Genomic DNA, 21,192 nt, shown 5'->3' on the forward strand with positions numbered 1-21,192 from the left:
GGCTTGCTCGCGAATGCGGAGCGTCAGTGACTTCCAGGGTGGCTGACACACCGCATTCGCGAGCAAGCCCGCTCCCACATTGAAGGGTGGTGAAGCTTGAACTGGAGGCATGAAAAAGCCCCGCCTGATTGCTCAGGCGGGGCTTTTTATTGGCTTGCGGAATCAGACGAGCGGTTTAGGCTCGTGTTCTTTTTCCTCGGCCGCCTGGTGATGCTCGACCGCGTCCTGAACGGAGCGTGGTGCTTCGGCGATCACCGACTCAACCACGGCCTCTTCAGTCACAGCAGCAACTTCGACCACTTCAGCCGCCGGAGCAGCAGCGGCAGCCAGTTCGGCTTCCTTCTGCAGACGCTCGGCTTCACGCTTGCGGCGACGCACTTCACGTGGGTCGTTTGGCGCACGGCCGTTTGGCGTCAGGGCGCTGACCGGAGCGGCTTCAACTACTGGAGCAGGGGCTTCGGCAGCCACTGGCGCTTCGACCACCGGTGCTTCAACCACTGGCGCTGGAGCAGGTTCAGCGGCTTCGACCACTGGCGCGGCAGCCTTGGCTTCTTCAACCACTGGGGCTTCTGCCACTGGCGCTGGAGTTTCAGCGACGGCAGGCTCGGCAACCCAGTTGAACGCGGTCTGTTCTTCGCGAACTTCACGCACGGTTTCGGTCACGGTTTCAGCGACGGTTTCAGCAACCGGCTCTGCGGCCAAGACTGGCGCCTCAACGGCAGGTTGTGCAGCGGCTTCAACCTGAGGCAGAGTTTCTTGAACCGGTGCCACTTCGACTTCCGGAGCGGCAACCACTTCCACTGGGGTAGTGGCCTCAACAACCGGCGCTTCCACTGGAGCGGTTTCCTGAACAGCGGCGGTGGCGCGTTCGGCTTGCTCGTGAGCCTGTGCTTCGGCCGGAGCGCTGATCACGCTGCTGGCAACAGCGGCAGTGACGGCCAGGCCGGCAGCCAGATCGGCGGCGCTTGGTGCTGTTTCAGCGTGTTCGCCGGACTCGGACTCTTCCGAACCTTCGATCACGTTGCCGTTGGCATCACGCTGACGCTCGCGACGGTTGCTGCGACGACGCTGACCACGGGAGCGACGACGTGGACGATCGCCTTCGGCGTTGTCCTGACCGTCTTCTGGCAGTTGCTCTTCGTTGCTGTTCACTTCTTCTTCAGCAACGGCAGCAGCCTGCTCGGCACGCGGTTGACGCTCTTCACGCGGTGGGCGTGGAGCGCGCTCTTCGCGAGGCTGACGGGCCGGACGCTCTTCTGCGACCACAGCGGCAGCGGCAGCTGCTACGGGTGCAGCCGGAGCGGCGTCCAGTGGCTCGCGCAGTTCACGTACACGCTCTTCACGCTCGCCACGTGGCTTGCGATCTTCGCGCGGCGCACGTGGTGCACGTTCTTCACGCGGAGCGCGGGGTGCGCGTTCTTCGCGGGCGGCCGGTGCTTCGCTGCGGGCTTCACGCGGCTCGCGGACTTCACGGGCTTCACGTGGCTGACGCTCTTCACGCGGCTCGCGTGGGGCGCGTTCTTCACGCGGTGCACGTTCTTCGCGCGGCTTGCGCTCTTCATCGCGGCGACCGTTACGGTTGCGGCTCTGCTGACGACCGTTGCGACGCTCTTCGTTGCGGGCCGGACGCTCGGTGGCCGGTTTTTCAACGACGACCGGAGCGGCTGGCTCTTCTTTGGTCGCGAACAGGCTGACCAGCGATTTCACCAGGCCCTTGAACAGGCTTGGCTCTGGCGCGGCAACCGGAGCCGGTGCAGCAGCGGCAGGCGCGGCGACTTCGGTCGGCACCGGCGCATTGGCACGGGCCGGCGCAGTCTTGACCGCAGCTTCCTGGCGAACCAGGGTGCGGGTCGCAGCGGCTGGCTGGACTTCTTCGACTTCGGCAGCGGCAGCAGCGATTTCGTAGCTGGACTGGTTGGTCGCAGCTTCCGGGCTGTCGTCACGCAGACGCTGAACTTCGAAGTGCGGGGTTTCCAGGTGATCGTTCGGCAGAATGACGATACGGGCACGGGTGCGCAGTTCGATCTTGGTGATCGAGTTGCGTTTTTCGTTGAGCAGGAACGCGGCGACCGGGATCGGCACCTGAGCGCGCACTTCGGCAGTGCGGTCTTTCAGGGCTTCTTCTTCGATCAGGCGCAGGATCGCCAGCGACAGCGATTCGACGTCACGGATGATGCCGGTGCCGTTGCAGCGCGGGCAGACGATGCCGCTGCTTTCGCCCAGCGATGGACGCAGGCGCTGACGGGACATTTCCAGCAGGCCGAAGCGCGAGATGCGGCCGATCTGCACGCGAGCGCGGTCGGCTTCCAGGCATTCGCGGACTTTCTCTTCCACGGCGCGCTGGTTCTTGGCAGGGGTCATGTCGATGAAGTCGATGACGATCAGGCCGCCGATGTCGCGCAGGCGCAACTGACGGGCGATTTCTTCGGCGGCTTCAAGGTTGGTCTGCAGCGCGGTCTCTTCGATGTCGCTGCCTTTGGTGGCGCGCGCCGAGTTGATGTCGATGGACACCAGGGCTTCGGTCGGATCGATGACGATGGAGCCGCCGGAAGGCAGTTCGACGACGCGCTGGAAAGCGGTCTCGATCTGGCTTTCGATCTGGAAACGGTTGAACAGCGGCACGCTGTCTTCGTACAGCTTGATCTTGCTGGCGTACTGCGGCATCACCTGGCGGATGAAGGTCAGGGCTTCGTCCTGGGCTTCAACGCTGTCGATCAGCACTTCGCCGATGTCCTGGCGCAGGTAATCGCGGATGGCGCGGATGATCACGTTGCTTTCCTGATAGATCAGGAATGGCGCGGAGCGATCCAGCGAGGCTTCTTTGATGGCAGTCCACAGTTGCAGCAGGTAGTCGAGGTCCCACTGCATTTCTTCGCTGCTGCGGCCCAGGCCGGCAGTGCGCACGATCAGACCCATGTCGGCTGGAGCAACCAGACCGTTCAGCGCTTCACGCAGTTCGTTGCGCTCTTCGCCTTCGATGCGACGGGAGATGCCGCCGGCACGCGGGTTGTTCGGCATCAGTACAAGGTAACGACCGGCCAGGCTGATGAAGGTGGTCAGGGCGGCGCCCTTGTTGCCACGTTCTTCTTTTTCGACCTGAACGATGACTTCCTGGCCTTCGCTCAGGACGTCCTTGATGTTGACGCGGCCTTCAGGGGCTTTCTTGAAGTATTCGCGGGAGATTTCTTTGAGGGGCAGGAAGCCGTGGCGCTCGGAGCCGAAATCGACAAAGGCAGCCTCAAGGCTTGGTTCGATGCGAGTGATACGGCCTTTGTAGATGTTGGCCTTCTTCTGCTCGCGTGCACCGGATTCGATGTCCAGGTCGTAGAGGCGTTGGCCATCTACCAGTGCAACACGCAACTCTTCGGGTTGAGTTGCGTTAATCAGCATTCTTTTCATGTAGTACCGTCGGTTTCCGGGCTGCCGGAAACGGCGTTCGGCACACACGACTTCTCACGGTCGGTGTCAGGTGCGTCGGGAGTGGTTGGCCATTCCCGTGTCCAGCGATGTCAGGCCAATTGGGCCGATATCGCGACGTACGCGTCCTGCTTGCTGTGGCTACTTAAGCACTCAGTCAGGAGGAGGAATCAACCAGCGGCTGTGGACGAGATGAAGCGTCTTGATAAAGCCTATTGCTACACAGTCCGGCGGTTGTGCATCTCCACCCTACACGTATCCCTGATAATTCGGGTGCTGCCGCGCGCAGAATCCGCAGCGGGTTGGCATTTACCGTGAGCTCCGAAAGGGGAGGTCACGCATCATGGCTAATTCAGGCGATGTTTCCGAAGCCTTCGCTCGGGGTCATCTGCAGCTGACTGCACTTTGTGAACTGGCCTCGAATATTTGCCTGTCAGGCGAGTGAAAACTCTGCTCGACGGTGTAATTCAGGCCTCATGTCACCTGCGCTTGTTACAACTGCAAACTCCACCGTTACGTAGCGAAAGCCCCGTAGGACGGCCTCGCGTCCTGGTGAATTGCGTTGGTCAGGGCCGGTTTTTGACCGTGGTTCCGCTGTCCAGGCCGCTTTTGGCGGCGTTCGCGACTATAGCAGCAATGATTAAGTGCTTCAATTCCATAAAAATTGTTATCATCCGCGGCATGACAACTACTGCCCCTTCGACTCCAGGCGTTCAACTGCTTGAAGTCTCGCCGGAGTATGCCGGCCAACGAATCGACAATTTCCTCCTTGCCCGGCTCAAAGGCGTGCCCAAGACCTTGATTTACCGCATTTTGCGTAAAGGCGAAGTGCGCGTGAACAAGGGGCGGATCAAGCCCGAATACAAGCTGCAGGCCGGCGATATCGTGCGCGTGCCGCCGGTTCGTGTGCCTGAGCGCGACGAACCGGTGCCCTTGGCTCAGGGTCTGTTACAGCGCCTGGAAGCCTCGATTGTCTACGAAGACAAAGCCCTGATCGTGATCAACAAGCCCGCCGGCATTGCGGTTCACGGCGGCAGCGGCTTGAATTACGGTGTCATCGAAGCCTTTCGTCAGTTGCGCCCCGATGCCAAGGAGCTGGAGCTGGTTCACCGTCTCGACCGTGACACCTCCGGCCTGCTGATGATCGCCAAGAAGCGCAGCATGTTGCGGCACTTGCACGCCGCCTTGCGTGGTGACGGTGTCGACAAGCGTTACATGGCGCTGGTGCGCGGCAATTGGGCGACCTCGATCAAGCAAGTCCGTGCGGCGCTGGGCAAGAGCAATCTGCGCTCCGGCGAGCGCATGGTCGAGGTCGACGAGGAGGAGGGCAAGGAGTCGGTGACCGTGTTCAAGGTCCTGCGTCGTTTCGGCGACTTTGCCACTCTGATCGAAGCCAAGCCGATCACCGGTCGCACGCATCAGATCCGCGTCCATACGTTGCACGCCGGGCACTGCATTGCCGGCGACACCAAGTACGGCGATGACGGTTTCAGCAAGGAAATCCGTGATCTGGGCGGCAAACGTCTGTTCCTGCACGCCTACATGCTGACCGTGCCGCTGCCCGATGGCGGCGAGCTCAAGTTGCAGGCACCAGTGGATGAAATGTGGGCCAAGACCGTGGAGCGATTGAGTGCGCCCATCTGATTACAAACTGCTGATTTTCGATTGGGACGGCACCCTCGCTGATTCCATTGGTCGGATTGTCGAAGCGATGCATTCTGCGTCCGCGCGTTCCGGTTTCGAGTTGCGTGATGATTTTGCCGTCAAGGGCATCATCGGTCTGGGCTTGCCCGAGGCGATCCGCACCTTGTACCCGGACATCAGTGATGCCGAGATGACCTTGTTTCGCGAGTATTACGCTGATCACTACATCGCGGCAGAAGCCGTGCCTTCGCCGCTGTTCGAAGGCGTAGTGGAGTCGATGGCGTCGTTTCGCGAGCAGGGCTACCACCTGGCGGTCGCGACCGGCAAGAATCGTCGTGGACTGGATCGGGTGCTCAAGGCCAATGGCTGGGAAGATTATTTCGATATCACCCGTGCCGCCGACGAGACCGCGAGCAAGCCGCATCCGCTGATGCTCGAGCAGATTCTCGCGCATTGTCGCGTGCGGCCCGAGCAGGCGCTGATGGTCGGGGATTCGTCCTTCGATCTGCTGATGGCGCGTAATGCGGGCATGGCGTCGGTAGCGGTCAGCTACGGCGCGCAGTCGATCGAGTCGCTGCAGCAGTTCGAACCGCGCCTGTCGATCGACCGTTTTAGTGAATTGCACGCCTGGCTGGGGCAGCAGGCTTAATACGTTTTTGCTGGGGTACAGCGCATGACCGACGAATGGAAAGCACCGGCCAAGACAAGTGCCGACGACGGTGACGAGAAAAGCTGGAAGCTGCTGGAAAAGACTTTGCTGGCCAGTGTGCAGGAGCAGCGTCGCTCGCGGCGTTGGGGGATTTTCTTCAAGCTGCTGACGTTTGTTTATCTGTTTGTCGCGCTGATCCTGTTCACGCCGCTGATGGACATGGAAAAGAGCGCCACCCGTGGCCCGAACTACACCGCGCTGATCGACGTCACCGGCATGATTGCCGACAAGGAGCCTGCGAGCGCTGACAACATTGTCGGCAGCCTGCGTGCGGCCTTCGAGGACAAGAAGGTCAAGGGTGTGATCCTGCGGATCAACAGTCCTGGCGGCAGTCCGGTGCAGTCGGGTTATGTGTATGACGAGATCAAGCGTCTGCGCGGTCTGCACCCGGATACCAAGGTGTACGCGGTGATTTCCGATCTCGGTGCGTCCGGTGCCTATTACATCGCCAGTGCTGCGGATCAGATCTATGCCGACAAGGCCAGTCTGGTCGGCTCCATTGGTGTAACGGCGGCCGGTTACGGGTTTGTCGGCACCATGGACAAGCTCGGCGTCGAGCGTCGCACTTATACCTCGGGCGAGCACAAATCGTTTCTGGATCCGTTCCAGCCGCAGAAGCCTGACGAAACCGCATTCTGGCAGACCGTGCTGGATACCACGCACAAGCAGTTCATCAATAGCGTCAAGCAGGGTCGTGGCGATCGCTTGAAGGACAAGGAGCATCCGGAGCTGTTCTCCGGGTTGGTCTGGTCCGGCGAGCAGGCGCTGCCGTTGGGCTTGATCGATGGTCTGGGCAATGCCAGTTCCGTGGCGCGGGATGTGATCGGCGAGAAAGAGCTGGTGGACTTTACTGTTCAGGAATCGCCGTTCGACCGCTTCTCGAAGAAGCTCGGTGCCAGCGTGGCTGAGCAGTTGGCGATGTGGATGGGTTTCCACGGGCCTTCGTTGCGTTAAGCCTGGTGCAGTGTTGAAAAAAACCGGCCTCAATGGCCGGTTTTTTGTGCGTTAAGGGATTTGCACGCCCTCGGCCAGCAGCATGTCGATCAGGCGAATCAGCGGCAGGCCGATGAGGCTGGTGGCGTCAGGCCCTTCGGTGGATTGGAACAGGCTCACGCCCAATCCTTCGGCCTTGAAGCTGCCGGCGCAGTCGTAGGGCTGCTCCAGGCGCAGGTAGCGTTCAATTCGCGCCTCGTCGAGCTGACGCATGTGCACGGTAAACGGCACGCAGTCGACCTGGCAGTGGCCGGTCTGGCTGTTGAGCAGGGCCAGGCCGGTGAGGAAGGTCACGCTGGCGCCGCTGGCGGCGAGTAGTTGCTCGCGAGCCTTGTCGAAGGTGTGTGGCTTGCCGATGATCCGATCACCGAGCACTGCGACCTGGTCCGAGCCAATAATCAGATGAGCGGGATGGCTCGCGGCGAGTGCGCGGGCTTTCTGTTCGGCGAGGCGCTTGACCAGTTCGATGGCGGATTCGCCCGGCTGGTGGCTTTCGTCGATATCCGGCGAGCTGCAGACGAACGGCAGGTGCAGGCGGGCGAGTAATTCCCGGCGATAAGTCGAGCTTGAGGCGAGTAATAAAGGCAGCATTGGCGTCTCCTGAGGCAGGTGCGAATTCTAGCGGAGGCACGCAAGTGACGGACAGGGCACAATTTCCTTTGACATGGGTGGGTGCATCCCTATAATGCTGCGCCTATGTTGAATGACCCGATTCCACCTCACGTTGACCCGCGCAAATTGGCTGACCGTGGCACCACCCTTCAAGGTGAACTGCTGCTGGCCGATTTGAAGAGACTCTGCGACCCGCTTTCCGACGATGTCGGTACGGTGCAGGCCAAATTCGTTTTTGAACGAGATGAACGTAAATCTGTGGTGATCCACAGCTTTATCGACACCGAAGTCAAAATGGTTTGCCAGCGTTGTCTTGAGCTGGTCACCCTGCCGATCCACAGCGAATGCAGTTACGCTGTAGTGAAGGAGGGTGCGAATACCCAGTCGTTACCGAAAGGTTATGACGTGCTGGAACTGGGCGAAGATCCATTGGATCTGCAGTCACTGATCGAGGAGGAGCTTCTGCTCGCCTTGCCCATTGTGCCTGCTCATCATCCGGAAGAATGCCAGCAGCCGGCGGGAGCAGATGAACCCGAACCGAGCGAGGACGAGGTAACGCGGTCCAACCCGTTCAGTGTATTGGCGCAGTTAAAGCGTGACCCAAACGTTTAGGAGTTAATCAATTATGGCTGTTCAGCAGAACAAAAAATCCCGCTCTGCCCGTGACATGCGCCGTTCGCACGACGCTCTCGAGGCTAGCACCCTGTCTGTAGAAAAAACCACTGGTGAAGTTCACCTGCGTCACCACGTATCGCCAGAAGGCGTATACCGTGGCCGTAAAGTGATCGACAAGGGCGCTGACGAGTAATCACTTGTCCGCTCAAGTCATCGCGATTGACGCAATGGGCGGGGACTTCGGTCCCCGCAGCATTGTTCAGGCCAGCCTTGCTTGCCTTTCTGCTACGCCCTCGCTGCACCTGACCCTCGTCGGTCAACCCTCCCTACTTGAAGAACTGATCAACGGCCAATCGGCTGCCGATCGCGCGCGCCTGACAATTGTCCCGGCGTCTGAAGTCATCACCATGGACGAAAAGCCGACTCAGGCCTTGCGTGGCAAGCCGGACTCGTCGATGCGTGTCGCCCTTGAACTGGTGCGTGATGGCAAGGCTCAGGCCTGTGTCAGTGCCGGCAATACCGGGGCGTTGATGGCGCTGTCGCGATTTGTGCTCAAGACCTTGCCGGGGATTGATCGGCCGGCGATGGTGGCGGCGATTCCGACGCAGAAGGGTTATTGCCAGTTGCTCGACCTGGGCGCCAACGTCGATTGCAGCGCCGAGCATCTATTGCAGTTCGCGGTGATGGGCTCGGTGGCGGCGCAGACGCTGGGCATCGCCCGGCCGCGTGTCGCGTTGCTGAATATCGGCACCGAGGACATCAAGGGCAATCAGCAGGTCAAGCTGGCGGCGACCTTGTTGCAGGCGGCGCGCGGCATTAACTACATCGGTTTTGTCGAGGGCGATGGTCTTTATCGCGGCGAGGCAGATGTGGTGGTCTGCGACGGGTTTGTCGGCAATATCCTGCTCAAGTCCAGCGAGGGCCTGGCGACGATGATCGCTGCGCGCATTGAGGCCTTGTTCAGGAAAAACTTTGCTTCCCGCGTGGTAGGTGCTTTGGCCCTGCCATTGATGAAGCGCCTGCAGGCGGATCTCGCACCGGCGCGACATAACGGCGCAAGCTTCCTCGGCTTGCAGGGTATCGTGGTGAAAAGTCACGGTTCGGCCGGGGTTCAGGGTTTTCAGAGTGCAATTCAGCGCGCGCTGATCGAGATTCAGGAGAACCTGCCCGAACGCCTCCACGGTCGTTTGGAGGATCTGTTGTCTTAGGCGTTTTCGTCGGACAATGCTTAAATGTGACCGCCCGGTTCAAAGGGCCATCCAACTGTCAGTTTCTTGCGTCCCCCAGTGGGGCGTCATTTTCGACGACAAGATCATTAGGGGCTTGTTACATGTCTGCTTCCCTCGCATTCGTCTTTCCAGGACAGGGTTCGCAGTCCCTCGGCATGCTGGCCGAGCTGGGCGCGGAATATCCGTTGATCCTCGAAACCTTCAAAGAAGCCTCCGCTGCTCTGGGCTATGACCTGTGGGCACTGACCCAGCAGGGCCCGGAAGAGCTGCTCAATCAAACCGACAAAACTCAACCGGCCATTCTGACCGCTTCGATCGCCCTGTGGCGTCTGTGGCTGGCTGAAGGTGGCGCGCGTCCGGCATTTGTTGCCGGTCACAGCCTGGGTGAATACAGCGCACTGGTTGCTGCCGGCAGCCTGAGCCTGGCTGACGCGGTCAAGCTCGTCGAGCGCCGTGGCCAGCTGATGCAGGAAGCCGTTCCGGCCGGGCAGGGCGGCATGGCTGCCATCCTCGGTCTGGAAGATGCCGACGTGCTGGCAGCCTGTGCCGAAGCGGCGCAGGGCGAAGTGGTCAGCGCGGTGAACTTCAACTCGCCGGGTCAGGTAGTGATTGCCGGCGCCAAGGCTGCGGTTGAGCGTGCCATCGAGGGCTGCAAGGCCCGTGGCGCCAAGCGTGCCATGCCGTTGCCGGTGAGCGTGCCGTCGCATTGCGAACTGATGCGTCCGGCTGCCGAGCGCTTTGCCGAATCCATCGCCGCCATCGACTGGCAGGCGCCGCAGATCCCGGTCGTACAGAACGTCAGCGCGCAAGTGCCGGCCGATCTGGAAACCCTCAAGCGTGATTTGCTTGAACAGCTGTACAAGCCCGTTCGTTGGGTTGAATCGGTTCAGACCCTGGCTGCCAAAGGCGCGACCAATCTGATCGAATGCGGCCCGGGCAAAGTGCTGGCCGGTCTGAACAAACGTTGCGCCGAAGGCGTTTCGACCTCCAATCTCAACACCCCAGACGCTTTCGTTGCCGCCCGTGCAGCGCAGGCCTGAATCAGGAGAAACTTGCATGAGTCTGCAAGGTAAAGTTGCACTGGTCACCGGTGCAAGCCGCGGTATCGGCCAGGCTATCGCGCTGGAACTGGGTCGTCAGGGCGCCATCGTTGTTGGCACCGCGACCTCCGCCAAAGGTGCCGAGGCCATTGCTGCCACGCTCAAAGAGCACGGCATTCAAGGTACCGGCCTGGAGCTGAACGTCACCAGCGACGAATCCGTTGCCGCCGTGATCGCGAGCATTCAGGAGCAGTTCGGCGCGCCGGCGATTCTGGTCAATAATGCCGGCATCACCCGCGATAACCTGATGATGCGCATGAAAGACGATGAATGGTACGACGTGATCGATACCAACCTGAACAGTCTGTATCGCCTGTCCAAGGGCGTTTTGCGTGGCATGACCAAGGCGCGCTGGGGCCGAATTATCAGTATTGGCTCGGTGGTGGGTGCCATGGGCAACGCAGGCCAAGTAAACTATGCAGCCGCCAAGGCCGGTCTGGAAGGTTTCAGCCGTGCGATGGCGCGTGAAGTCGGTTCGCGTTCGATTACGGTCAACTCGGTAACCCCTGGGTTCATCGACACCGATATGACCCGCGAACTGCCGGAAGCACAGCGTGAAGCCTTGCAGACGCAGATTCCGCTGGGCCGTCTGGGACAAGCTCAAGAGATCGCCTCGGTGGTCGCTTTTCTTGCATCCGACGGTGCGGCATACGTCACTGGGGCTACAATCCCGGTGAACGGTGGGATGTACATGTAAGTAAAATGTGACGGATTGCTTCAAAAAAATGTCATACGAGCTGTCTAAAATCCGTTATAAAGCTGCAATCTATTTATAGGCAGAGGGCCGCAGGGTTTGAGGAGTGAAGCTTTCAGTTGAAAAGCTGAAAAGCCTTTCTATACACTTACCCACTGGCCAGCTGCCTGAATTTGTCCATTAGGAGTGAAAACAAGGTATGAGCACCATCGAAGAGCGCGTCAAGAAAATCGTTGCCGAGCAACTGGGCGTTAAAGAAGAAGAAGTGGTCAACACTGCTTCCTTCGTTGAAGACCTGGGTGCCGACTCCCTTGACACCGTTGAGCTGGTGATGGCTCTGGAAGAGGAATTCGAGACCGAAATCCCTGACGAAGAAGCTGAGAAGATCACTACTGTACAAGCTGCAATCGACTACGTTACTAGCCACCAGGCGTAATAGTTTGTAATCGTTGTCTGCTGTCATGGAAAAACCGCACTGCCATCATGGCGTGCGGTTTTTTCTTTAGGCCTGATGCAAAGTCGTCATTTGAAAAAGGAGAGTGCTGTGTCGCGTAGACGCGTCGTAGTCACCGGTATGGGTATGTTGTCGCCACTGGGCACGGATGTGCCGAGCAGTTGGCAGGGCATTCTGGCTGGCCGCAGTGGCATTGGTCTGATCGAACACACCGACCTTTCTGCCTATTCCACCCGTTTTGGCGGCTCGGTAAAGGGCTTCAATGTCGAGGAATACCTGTCGGTCAAGGAAGCACGCAAGCTCGACCTGTTCATTCAGTACGGTCTGGCCGCGGGTTTTCAGGCTGTTCGCAACGCCGGTCTGGAAGTCACCGACGCCAACCGTGAGCGCATTGGCGTGGCCATGGGCTCGGGCATCGGCGGTCTGACCAACATCGAAGAAACCAGCCGTACCCTGCATGAGACGGGCCCGCGTCGAATTTCGCCATTCTTCGTGCCAGGCTCGATCATCAATATGATTTCCGGTTTTCTGTCCATCCACCTGGGTGCACAGGGGCCGAACTACGCCATTTCCACTGCCTGTACCACCGGTACGCACTGCATTGGCATGGCGGCGCGCAACATCATGTACGACGAAGCCGACGTAATGATCGCCGGCGGTGCCGAGATGGCCGCGTGCGGTTTGGGCATGGGCGGCTTCGGCGCGTCCCGTGCGCTGTCGACCCGCAACGACGAGCCGACTCGCGCCAGTCGTCCATGGGACAAGGGCCGTGATGGCTTCGTGCTGTCTGACGGTGCCGGTGCGCTGGTACTCGAAGAACTCGAGCACGCCAAGGCCCGTGGCGCCACGATCTACGCCGAGCTGATCGGCTTCGGCACCAGTGGCGATGCGTTCCACATGACGTCGCCACCCGCTGATGGCGCTGGTGCAGCGCGCTGCATCACCAATGCGCTGCGCGATGCGAAGATCAACATCGACCAGGTGCAGTACATCAACGCCCACGGTACTTCGACCCCGGCCGGCGACCTTGCCGAAGCCAACGCGATCAAGACCGTGTTCGGTGATCACGCCTACAACCTGGCGGTCAGCTCCACCAAGTCGATGACCGGTCACCTGTTGGGTGCGGCGGGCGCGGTCGAGGCGATCTTCAGCGTACTGGCGATCAACAGTCAGGTAGCACCGCCGACCATCAACCTCGACGAGCCGGATGAAGGCTGCGATCTCGATTTCGTGCCGCACACTGCGCGCAACATGGACATCGACGTCGTACTGTCCAACTCGTTCGGGTTTGGCGGCACCAACGGCACGTTGGCATTCCGCCGGTTCGCCGGTTGATGGACAGCTGGGTCGACGGTCAACCGGCTGACGCTCTGTCGCTGAAAGATCGCGGCCTGGCTTACGGTGATGGTCTGTTCGAGACCATTGCCGTGCACGGCGGCCAGCCGGTATTGCTGGATCGTCACCTGACGCGTTTGGCCGAGGGCTGCTCGCGTCTGGCCATCGCCGCGGATATCGAGCGGGTTCGCAGCGAGCTACTGGCTTATGCCGCGGCAATGGGCGAGGGCGTGCTCAAGCTCATTCTCACCCGTGGTGACGGCTTGCGTGGCTACGCACCCGATCCTGCGGCACAGGGTCGACGCATTCTGCAAGGCAATCCGCCTGCTGCTTATCCTGCCGTGCATGGCGAGCAGGGCGTGCGCCTGTTTCCCTGCGTCACGCGGTTATCCAACCAGCCGTTGCTGGCCGGTCTCAAGCATCTGAATCGTCTGGAGCAAGTGCTCGCCCGTGCCGAATGGCGCGACAGCGAACACGCCGAAGGCTTGATGCTCGATCAGGCCGGGCGCGTCATCGAAGGCGTGTTCAGCAACCTGTTTCTGGTGCGCGACGGCGTACTGATCACCCCGGATCTGAAGCGCTGTGGCGTGGCCGGTGTGATGCGTGCTGAAATATTGTTTCAGGCCGAGTCATTGGCCATCCCCATCCAAATCACCGACATCAGCCTCGAACAGCTGCAATGGGCTGATGAAGTCTTTATCTGCAACAGCGTGTATGGCGTCTGGCCGGTACGGGCCTACGCTGCACTGAGCTGGCCGGTTGGCCCGCTCACCCGTAAACTGCAAACCATTGCCCGTGCGCTACTGGATGCCTGATTCGTGAGACGTAAACTCTTGCTGCTGCTGGAAACCGGACTGGTTCTGGCAGGGCTGCTGATGGGCGCCAGCGCCTGGAAAATTCATTCGGCGCTGGAACAGCCCCTGAACATCACGCAGGAAGAACTGCTGGATGTGCCGAAAGGCTCGACGTCGACCCGTACCTTTCTTCAACTTGAAACCGATGGGGTCATCAAGGACGCCTTCTGGTTGCGCATCTACTGGCGCTTCAATCTGGCCGGCACACCGATCCATACCGGCGAATACCGCATGCAGCCGGGCATGACTGTCAACGGTCTGATCGACCTGTGGAAGCGGGGCGAAGTGGTGCAGTACAGCCTGACACTGGTCGAGGGCTGGAATTTCCACCAAGTCCGTGCCGCGCTGGCAAAAGACGAAAAGATCGAGCAGACCCTCAAGGGCTTGAGCGACAGCGAAGTGATGGAGAAAATCGGCCATCGCGGGCTGTTCCCGGAAGGGCGATTCTTCCCGGATACCTACCGCTTTGTGCGCGGTGTTTCCGATGTCGAATTGCTGAAGAAAGCCTTCGACCGCCTCGACGAGGTGTTGGCCAAGGAGTGGGAGAACCGCTCTGCTGATGCGCCGTACAGCGAGCCATATCAGGCGCTGATCATGGCCTCGCTGGTAGAGAAGGAAACCGGTGTGCCGCAGGAGCGTGGGCAGATTGCCGGCGTGTTCGTGCGTCGCATGGCGCTGGGCATGCAGTTGCAGACCGACCCGACCGTGATCTACGGCCTGGGCGATCGCTACACCGGCAAGTTGACCCGTGCTCATCTCAAGGAGCCGACGCCCTACAACACCTATGTGATTCCCGGATTGCCGCCGACGCCGATTGCCATGGTCGGTCGCGAGGCGATTCATGCCGCGCTCAATCCGGTGGAAGGTAACAGTCTGTATTTTGTCGCCCGTGGCGATGGTAGCCATGTGTTCTCCGATGATCTGGATGCGCACAACAGCGCGGTGCGCGAGTTCCAGCTCAAGCGCCGCGCCGATTACCGCTCCAGCCCGGCCCCGGCAAATACGCCGACCGCTCCGGCTACTGCGACCGAGGAGGCGACTCCTGCGGCATCTCCTGATACCGCGCCTGAAGCGCTGCCACAGGTTCCCGCTCAGGAACCCGCGCCGACGCCGGCTCCTGCTGCCGAACCCGCGACGGCCGCACCGCAGAACGCGCAATGACTTTGATTAAGGACTGCCTGTGACTGGCTTGTTTATTACCCTGGAAGGCCCGGAAGGCGCCGGCAAGAGCACCAACCGCGAATACCTCGCCGAGCGTCTGCGCGCCGAAGGTATCGAAGTGGTACTGACCCGCGAGCCCGGCGGTACGCCACTGGCCGAGCGCATTCGCGATGTGCTGCTGGCCCCGGCCGATGAAGTCATGAACCCCGATACCGAGCTGTTGCTGGTGTTCGCCGCGCGCGCCCAGCATCTGGCCGAAGTGATCCGTCCGGCGCTGGCTCGCGGCGCGGTGGTGCTGTGCGATCGTTTCACCGACTCGACTTACGCCTATCAGGGTGGCGGTCGCGGTTTGTCGCTGGAACGCATCGCCGCGCTGGAGACGTTCGTCCAGGGCGACCTGCGTCCGGATCTGACGCTGATTTTCGATCTGCCGGTGGAAATCGGCCTGGCCCGCGCCAGTGCCCGGGGCCGTCTGGACCGATTTGAACTGGAAGGCCGGGCGTTTTTCGAAGCGGTACGCAATGCGTTTCTGCAACGCGCCGAGGCTGATCCGGCGCGCTATGTGCGCATCGATGCCGGTCAGTCATTGGTCAAGGTTCAGCAAGCGCTGGATACCTTGATTCCGAACTTGCTGGAGCTGATTCGTGGCTGAGGCCTATCCATGGCAGGACAGCCTCTGGCAGCAACTGGCCGGACGTAGCCAGCACGCCCACGCGTACTTGCTGCACGGCCCGGCCGGGATCGGCAAGCGCGCGTTGGCCGAGCGCCTGATGGCCAGCCTGCTCTGTCAGCGTCCTACGCCGGAAGCGTGCGGCGAGTGCAAGTCCTGCCTGCTGCTCAAGGCCGGCAGCCATCCGGACAATTACATCCTTGAGCCGGAAGAAGCCGACAAGGCGATCAAGGTCGATCAGGTCCGTGATCTGGTCAGTTTCGTGGTGCAGACTGCACAACTGGGCGGGCGCAAGGTGGTGCTGATCGAGCCGGTGGAGTCGATGAACATCAACGCCGCCAACGCCTTGCTCAAGAGCCTCGAAGAGCCGTCCGGCGATACCGTGTTGTTGCTGGTCAGCCACCAGCCTAGTCGTTTGCTGCCGACAATCAAGAGCCGCTGTGTACAGCAGGCATGTCCGCTGCCGGGCGAGGCCATGAGCCTGCAGTGGCTGGCGCAAGCGCTGCCGGAGTGTTCCGAAGAGGAACGCGTCGAATTGCTGACGCTAGCGGCTGGTTCGCCGTTGGCGGCAGTCAGCCTGCAATCCCAGGGCGTGCGTGAACAGCGGGCACAGGTGGTCGAAGGGGTGAAGAAGCTGCTCAAGCAGCAGCAATCGCCGACGCAACTGGCCGAAGAGTGGAAAAGCATTCCGATGCTGCGCCTGTTCGACTGGTTCTGCGACTGGTCGAGCCTGATCCTGCGCTACCAACTGACCCAGGATGAAGCCGGTCTCGGTCTGACCGATATGCGCAAAGTCGTGCAGTACCTGGCGCAAAAAAGCGCCCAAGGCAAAGTCCTCGATATACAGGACTGGATTCTCGCCCAGCGGCAGAAAGTCCTGAGCAAAGCCAACCTCAACCCGGCACTGCTGCTGGAAGCGTTGTTGGTGCAATGGGCGGGATTGCCTGGTCAAAGATAAGAATGTGTACCTAGACTCTGAACATCAGCAGTGGAGGTCAACATGAATGAAGCCATCAGCCCCGGGCCGCGCAACGGCATCCTGTCCCTGACCATCAAGGACAAATCGGTGCTTTACGCCGCCTACATGCCGTTCATCAAGAACGGTGGCCTGTTCATCCCGACCAACAAGAGCTACAAGTTGGGCGACGAGGTGTTCATGCTGCTGAACTTGATGGACGAGGCGGAGAAGATTCCGGTGGCCGGCAAGGTCGCCTGGATCACCCCCAAAGGCGCTCAGGGTAACCGCGCAGCCGGCGTCGGCGTGCAATTCAATGAAGGCGACAACACCGCCCGCAGTCGCATCGAAACCCATCTGGCCGGAGCACTGAAATCCGACCGTCCCACTCATACGATGTAAGTAGCCGTCTTTTTTATGCTCGTAGATTCCCATTGTCACCTTGATCGCCTCGACCTCGCCGCCCACGACGGCTCGCTGGATGCTGCACTCGATGCGGCTCGCCAACGCGGGGTAGGGCACTTCCTGTGTATCGGCGTGAGTGCCGATAACGCCGCCGACGTCAAAGCCCTCGCCGAGCGCTACGACGACGTCGATTGCTCGGTTGGTGTGCACCCATTGGATGTGCAACCGGGCGCGGCGCCGGCGCTGGACTGGCTGCTGCACGAGCTCAATCACCCGAAAGTGGTGGCGATCGGTGAAACCGGTCTGGATTATCACTACGAACCGGAAGCCGCCGAGCTGCAGCAGGCATCCTTCCGCCTGCACCTGCAAGCCGCACAGCAGACCGGTAAACCGGTGATCATCCACACCCGTGGCGCCCGCGCCGATACCCTCGAGCTGCTGCGTGAAGCGGCATTGCCCCAGGCCGGTGTGCTGCATTGCTTCACCGAAGACTGGGACATGGCCAAAGCCGCGCTGGACATGGGCTACTACATTTCCCTGTCGGGCATCGTCACCTTCCGCAATGCCGATGCCCTGCGTGATGTGGCGAGCAAAGTGCCGGCCGATCGCCTGCTGGTGGAGACCGACTCGCCGTATCTGGCGCCGATCCCTTATCGCGGCAAGCCGAACCTGCCGCAGTACGTGCGTGAGGTGGCTGAGTTTCTGGCGATGCTGCGTGGGGAGAGCTACGAGCGGTTTGCCGAGCAGACCACCGAGAACTTCAAGCGCCTGTTTCCGCTGGCCTCTGTCAAATCTGCCATGTAGGTCATCGCCAAATCGCAGGCAAAAAAAACCCGGGTTCTGGGGGGTGAATCCGGGTTAAGACCATTAGGAGTAAAACAAAGGCACGCGGTCCCTTGGTACCTTTACCGGCACGGCACTTGGGGGAGATGCCGCCCGACAGTTCAAGTATTGATCAGTCTGGCGTTCAGTCCAGTTAGCCGGTCGGGGTTTTTAAACAAATTTGGAATACGTGCGCTTCAGTTGAGTTCTCATTGCACCCCTGGCGTTCGCAAAATGAACAAGAAACGCAGATATGGTCGGATGATCCGTGCATTTTTGTGCAAGTTAGGCATAATACGCGGCTTCGAATTTTGACCCCTACAGACCTTTTCTTATGCACAAAGAACCTCGTAAGGTCCGTGAGTTTCGTCGCCGCGAGCAAGAAATTCTCGATACCGCGCTCAAGCTGTTCCTCGAACAAGGTGAAGACAGCGTCACCGTCGAGATGATTGCTGATGCCGTGGGTATCGGCAAAGGCACGATCTACAAGCATTTCAAATCCAAGGCCGAGATCTATCTGCGGCTGATGCTCGATTACGAGCGTGATTTGAACGAGCTGCTGCATTCGGCCGATGTCGACAAGGACAAGGAAGCGCTGTCCCGTGCCTACTTCGAATTCCGCATGCGCGACCCGCAGCGCTACCGCCTGTTCGACCGTCTCGAAGAGAAGGTGGTAAAAGGCAATCAGGTGCCGGAAATGGTCGAGGAGCTGCACAAGATCCGTGCCTCGAACTTCGAACGCCTGACCCTGCTCATCAAGGGCCGGATCAGCGAAGGCAAGCTCGAAGACGTGCCGCCGTACTTCCACTACTGCGCGTCCTGGGCGCTGGTGCACGGCGCGGTGGCGCTGTATCACTCGCCGTTCTGGAGCAATGTTCTGGAAGATCAGGAAGGTTTCTTCCAGTTCCTGATGGACATCGGCGTGCGCATGGGCAACAAGCGCAAGCGCGACCCGGAAACACCGAGCAGCTGAATCATTCAGCGGCCTTATTGCGCCATGATTTCGCTACATGACGCAGTACCGCAGGAATATACTCAGGCATAGGGCTTGCTAAAACTTGATTTGTGAGTCAAGTTTTAGCGGCTCGAAATTCTATCGCCGGAGTGATCATGATCGTTGACCGTCAAGGCAGGCGTTTTCGCAATTTGCGCATCAGCCTGACTTCAGCCTGCAATTACGCCTGTACCTACTGCGTGCCCAACGGCAAGCGGTTGGTGGCTGCGCAGGATGAACTGTCGGCCGAGGCCATGGCCCGCGGCGTGGCTTATCTGATCGAAGCCGCCGGCATCGAGCGCTTGCGCATCACCGGTGGCGAACCGCTGGTCAGCCCCAAACTCGAGTCTTTCATGAGCGCCGTCGGCAAGATGGGCCTGGAAGACATCAGCCTGACCACCAACGGTCAACTCCTGGCGAAAAAACTTCCGCTACTGGTGGATGCCGGTCTGCGCCGGATCAACGTATCCCTCGATACCCTGGATGCCGGCGCGTTCCGCAGCATTGCCCGTGGCGGCGATCTGGCGACCGTGCTCGATGGCATGGATCAGGCGAAAGCGGCGGGACTGAAGATCAAGGTCAACATGGTGCCGTTGCGTGGGCAGAACCTGGATCAGGTGATGCCGCTGCTCGATTACTGCCTGGAACGGGGCTATGAATTGCGTTTCATCGAGTTGATGCGCATGGGCCACCTCGCCACCGACTCCAACGCCTTCCTGCAACAGTTCGTCAGCCTGCAGCAACTGCTGAGCCTGATCGGCGAGCGCTACGAGTACGCCCAAGCTGATGCGCCGGTGGATGCCACGGCCGTGCGCTATGCGATACCGGGCCGTGGCCATTTCGGCGTGATCGCCAACGAAAGCGTGCCGTTCTGCAGAACCTGTTCGCGCTTGCGTCTGTCGTCGACCGGTTGGCTGCATGGCTGCCTGTCGTCGAGCAACCGCCACTATGTCGGTGATCTGCTCGACAAGCCGCGCCATCAGGCGTTGCCGGCGCTGCAGCGTCTGTTGGTCAAGGCGTTGGGCGACAAGCAGGAAGTGGCGTTCTCCGGTGGCGCTACGGTCATGAAGATTATCGGCGGCTGAACAACCGCTTTCGCGAGCAAGCTCGCTCCCACATTTCGAATGCATTCTCCTGTGGGAGCGAGCTTGCTCGCGAATACGATCTTACAATCAACGAATTTCCTGAGCTGGCGCAAAAGCTGCATCCAACGGCCATTCGCCGGTTTTCCGTCACCGGCTTCTGGAGGATGAGGATGCGTAGCCTGGTTTTGCTGCTGGCCGTTTTGGCGCTTGGCGGCTGTATGACTGTCAGCGATATGGCCGAAGGCACTCGCTATCAGATGAGCGACGCGGGGCTGCTGGATCACAGCGACAGCCGTCGGGTGAACAACTTCCGCATTCAGCCGGATTCGTTCATCTACATCGCTCAGGGCGCATTTGCACCGCCGGATGGCTCCTATCCGCGCCCGAACGTGGTGGCCGAAGAAGCGTTCAAGGGTTTTGTCGAATACTTCCCGATGGTCCGCCGCGCCCGTGCCCCTGAAGGCCTCGATCAGGCGATGGGCGAAGCCCGCGATGCTGGCGCGCACTACCTGCTGTACACCCGTTTCGCCAAGGCTGACGACCGTATCGGCAACTCTGACGAATGGCTCGATCAGGAAGCCGTGGATCGCCTCGGCATCGATGGCGGGGTGATTCAGATCATGTTGATCGAGACCAGCACCCAGTATTTGATTGATACTGCACGCATCAAGAGTCGTGGCGGTTTACTGACGTTCCACGATAACAAGCCGGAAGACCTGATCGGCCCGCCGCTGGCGCAATACGCGCGCAGCCTGCTGGGAGTCGGCGACCAATAAACCAAGGAGTACGCCATGAGTGGACCGCAAAAAGCCAATGACCTGTTGGGACAGATCCCCAAAACCAAAGGCCTGCCGCCGGTGCACTTGTGGAACCCGGACTTCTGCGGCGACATCGATATGCGCATCGCCCGCGACGGCACCTGGTATTACCTGGGCACGCCGATCGGGCGCAAGCCGATGGTCAAGCTGTTCTCCACCATCATCCGCCGCGACGGCGATGATTACTTCCTGATTACCCCGGTCGAAAAGGTCGGGATCAAGGTCGACGACGCGCCGTTCGTGGCGATTGCCGTGGAAGTCGAAGGCGAGGGCGAAGCGCAGGTCCTGCGTTTCACCACCAACGTTGAAGAGACTGCTGAGGCCGGGCCGGAACATCCGATCCGCGTCGAGATCGACCCGGTGACTCAGGAACCCGCGCCTTACGTGCACGTGCGCACCAACCTCGAAGCGTTGATTCACCGCAATGTGTTTTACCAACTGGTGGAACTGGCGGTCAGTCGTGAGATCGATGGGCAGCGCTGGTTGGGCGTATGGAGTGGCGGCGAGTTCTTCCGGATCGGCCTCGAGCCCTGACAATAAATCAAATGTGGGAGGGGGCTTGCTCCCGAAGGCGGTGTGACAGTCACCCTATGTATTGACTGCTGCACTGCCTTCGGGAGCAAGCC

General features: G+C 60.2%; 22 protein-coding genes. 20 read left to right on the top strand and 2 right to left on the bottom strand.

All coding sequences use genetic code 11. The features are described from left to right. Positions 1-162 precede the first annotated feature (162 nt). Positions 163-3,399 (bottom strand): ribonuclease E, encoded by a 3,237-nt coding sequence (rne, locus tag QMX91_RS17550; RefSeq protein ID WP_282413102.1) that lies wholly within the window; start codon positions 3,397-3,399, stop codon positions 163-165. A 699-nt stretch (positions 3,400-4,098) separates the two neighbouring features. On the opposite strand from rne, the gene rluC reads away from it, so the two are divergent. From rluC to sppA, 3 genes are read left to right on the top strand one after another with little or no spacing between them, the layout of a single operon-like run. Further along, entirely contained in the window at positions 4,099-5,061 is a 963-nt protein-coding gene (gene rluC, locus QMX91_RS17555) for a 23S rRNA pseudouridine(955/2504/2580) synthase RluC (RefSeq protein WP_007950779.1), read from the top strand. Next, positions 5,048-5,710 carry an HAD-IA family hydrolase gene (locus QMX91_RS17560; protein WP_027612351.1) on the top strand — a complete coding sequence of 221 codons (663 nt, stop codon included), beginning with the start codon at positions 5,048-5,050 and terminating at the stop codon, positions 5,708-5,710. Before rluC ends, QMX91_RS17560 begins: the two co-directional genes overlap by 14 nt. A 24-nt stretch (positions 5,711-5,734) precedes the next feature. Then, positions 5,735-6,724, top strand: a complete 990-nt coding sequence (sppA, locus tag QMX91_RS17565; protein ID WP_282413103.1) for a signal peptide peptidase SppA — start codon at positions 5,735-5,737, stop codon at positions 6,722-6,724. Between the two features lie 51 nt (positions 6,725-6,775). On the opposite strand, the gene QMX91_RS17570 is transcribed toward sppA, so the two are convergent. After that, positions 6,776-7,354 (bottom strand): nucleoside triphosphate pyrophosphatase, encoded by a 579-nt coding sequence (locus QMX91_RS17570; protein ID WP_096794880.1) that lies wholly within the window; start codon positions 7,352-7,354, stop codon positions 6,776-6,778. A 105-nt stretch (positions 7,355-7,459) separates the two neighbouring features. On the opposite strand from QMX91_RS17570, the gene QMX91_RS17575 reads away from it, so the two are divergent. The 17 genes from QMX91_RS17575 (at position 7,460) to QMX91_RS17655 (ending at position 21,100) form a co-directional block, all read left to right on the top strand. Continuing rightward, the gene (locus tag QMX91_RS17575) at positions 7,460-7,987 is read left to right on the top strand and encodes a YceD family protein (protein WP_003204262.1); all 528 of its coding nucleotides are present in this window, start codon (positions 7,460-7,462) and stop codon (positions 7,985-7,987) included. A 13-nt stretch (positions 7,988-8,000) separates the two neighbouring features. After that, the gene (gene rpmF / locus QMX91_RS17580) at positions 8,001-8,183 is read left to right on the top strand and encodes a 50S ribosomal protein L32 (protein WP_003179396.1); all 183 of its coding nucleotides are present in this window, start codon (positions 8,001-8,003) and stop codon (positions 8,181-8,183) included. A gap of 4 nt (positions 8,184-8,187) precedes the next feature. Then, positions 8,188-9,198: a phosphate acyltransferase PlsX gene (gene plsX, locus QMX91_RS17585; protein ID WP_080963300.1), complete on the top strand. Its 1,011-nt coding sequence runs from the start codon at positions 8,188-8,190 to the stop codon at positions 9,196-9,198. Between the two features lie 122 nt (positions 9,199-9,320). Next, the gene (gene fabD / locus QMX91_RS17590; RefSeq protein ID WP_098965023.1) at positions 9,321-10,259 is read left to right on the top strand and encodes an ACP S-malonyltransferase; all 939 of its coding nucleotides are present in this window, start codon (positions 9,321-9,323) and stop codon (positions 10,257-10,259) included. A 16-nt stretch (positions 10,260-10,275) separates the two neighbouring features. Beyond that, a complete protein-coding gene (gene fabG / locus QMX91_RS17595; protein ID WP_027612356.1) occupies positions 10,276-11,016 on the top strand; it encodes a 3-oxoacyl-ACP reductase FabG in 741 nt (246 codons plus the stop codon). 196 nt (positions 11,017-11,212) lie between these two features. Beyond that, positions 11,213-11,449: an acyl carrier protein gene (gene acpP / locus QMX91_RS17600; RefSeq protein ID WP_003175607.1), complete on the top strand. Its 237-nt coding sequence runs from the start codon at positions 11,213-11,215 to the stop codon at positions 11,447-11,449. 108 nt (positions 11,450-11,557) lie between these two features. Then, positions 11,558-12,802 carry a beta-ketoacyl-ACP synthase II gene (fabF, locus tag QMX91_RS17605; RefSeq protein ID WP_003227039.1) on the top strand — a complete coding sequence of 415 codons (1,245 nt, stop codon included), beginning with the start codon at positions 11,558-11,560 and terminating at the stop codon, positions 12,800-12,802. Beyond that, entirely contained in the window at positions 12,802-13,617 is an 816-nt protein-coding gene (gene pabC, locus QMX91_RS17610; RefSeq protein ID WP_134787073.1) for an aminodeoxychorismate lyase, read from the top strand. The genes fabF and pabC overlap by 1 nt, the downstream gene beginning before the upstream one ends. Before the next feature lie 3 nt (positions 13,618-13,620). Beyond that, entirely contained in the window at positions 13,621-14,817 is a 1,197-nt protein-coding gene (gene mltG / locus QMX91_RS17615; protein ID WP_282413104.1) for an endolytic transglycosylase MltG, read from the top strand. A 19-nt stretch (positions 14,818-14,836) separates the two neighbouring features. Then, positions 14,837-15,469, top strand: a complete 633-nt coding sequence (tmk, locus tag QMX91_RS17620; RefSeq protein ID WP_098965019.1) for a dTMP kinase — start codon at positions 14,837-14,839, stop codon at positions 15,467-15,469. After that, positions 15,462-16,445, top strand: coding sequence for a DNA polymerase III subunit delta' (locus QMX91_RS17625; RefSeq protein WP_098965017.1), 984 nt, complete (start codon positions 15,462-15,464; stop codon positions 16,443-16,445). The genes tmk and QMX91_RS17625 overlap by 8 nt, the downstream gene beginning before the upstream one ends. Positions 16,446-16,487: 42 nt before the next feature. Further along, complete coding sequence (locus QMX91_RS17630) at positions 16,488-16,844, top strand: PilZ domain-containing protein (protein WP_027612362.1); 357 nt, start codon at positions 16,488-16,490, stop codon at positions 16,842-16,844. 15 nt (positions 16,845-16,859) lie between these two features. Beyond that, the gene (locus tag QMX91_RS17635; RefSeq protein ID WP_103369216.1) at positions 16,860-17,651 is read left to right on the top strand and encodes a TatD family hydrolase; all 792 of its coding nucleotides are present in this window, start codon (positions 16,860-16,862) and stop codon (positions 17,649-17,651) included. A 352-nt stretch (positions 17,652-18,003) separates the two neighbouring features. Continuing rightward, positions 18,004-18,642 carry a TetR/AcrR family transcriptional regulator gene (locus QMX91_RS17640; protein ID WP_007950805.1) on the top strand — a complete coding sequence of 213 codons (639 nt, stop codon included), beginning with the start codon at positions 18,004-18,006 and terminating at the stop codon, positions 18,640-18,642. Positions 18,643-18,779: 137 nt separating this feature from the next. After that, a complete protein-coding gene (locus tag QMX91_RS17645) occupies positions 18,780-19,748 on the top strand; it encodes a radical SAM protein (protein ID WP_098965014.1) in 969 nt (322 codons plus the stop codon). A gap of 170 nt (positions 19,749-19,918) precedes the next feature. Next, complete coding sequence (locus tag QMX91_RS17650; RefSeq protein WP_282413105.1) at positions 19,919-20,524, top strand: DUF4823 domain-containing protein; 606 nt, start codon at positions 19,919-19,921, stop codon at positions 20,522-20,524. Positions 20,525-20,539: 15 nt separating this feature from the next. Then, positions 20,540-21,100, top strand: coding sequence for a DUF1285 domain-containing protein (locus tag QMX91_RS17655; RefSeq protein WP_282413106.1), 561 nt, complete (start codon positions 20,540-20,542; stop codon positions 21,098-21,100). Positions 21,101-21,192: the final 92 nt, after the last annotated feature.

It is taken from the genome of Pseudomonas sp. PS01299 (assembly GCF_029960145.1).
Classification (GTDB): Bacteria; Pseudomonadota; Gammaproteobacteria; order Pseudomonadales; family Pseudomonadaceae; genus Aquipseudomonas; species Aquipseudomonas putida_A.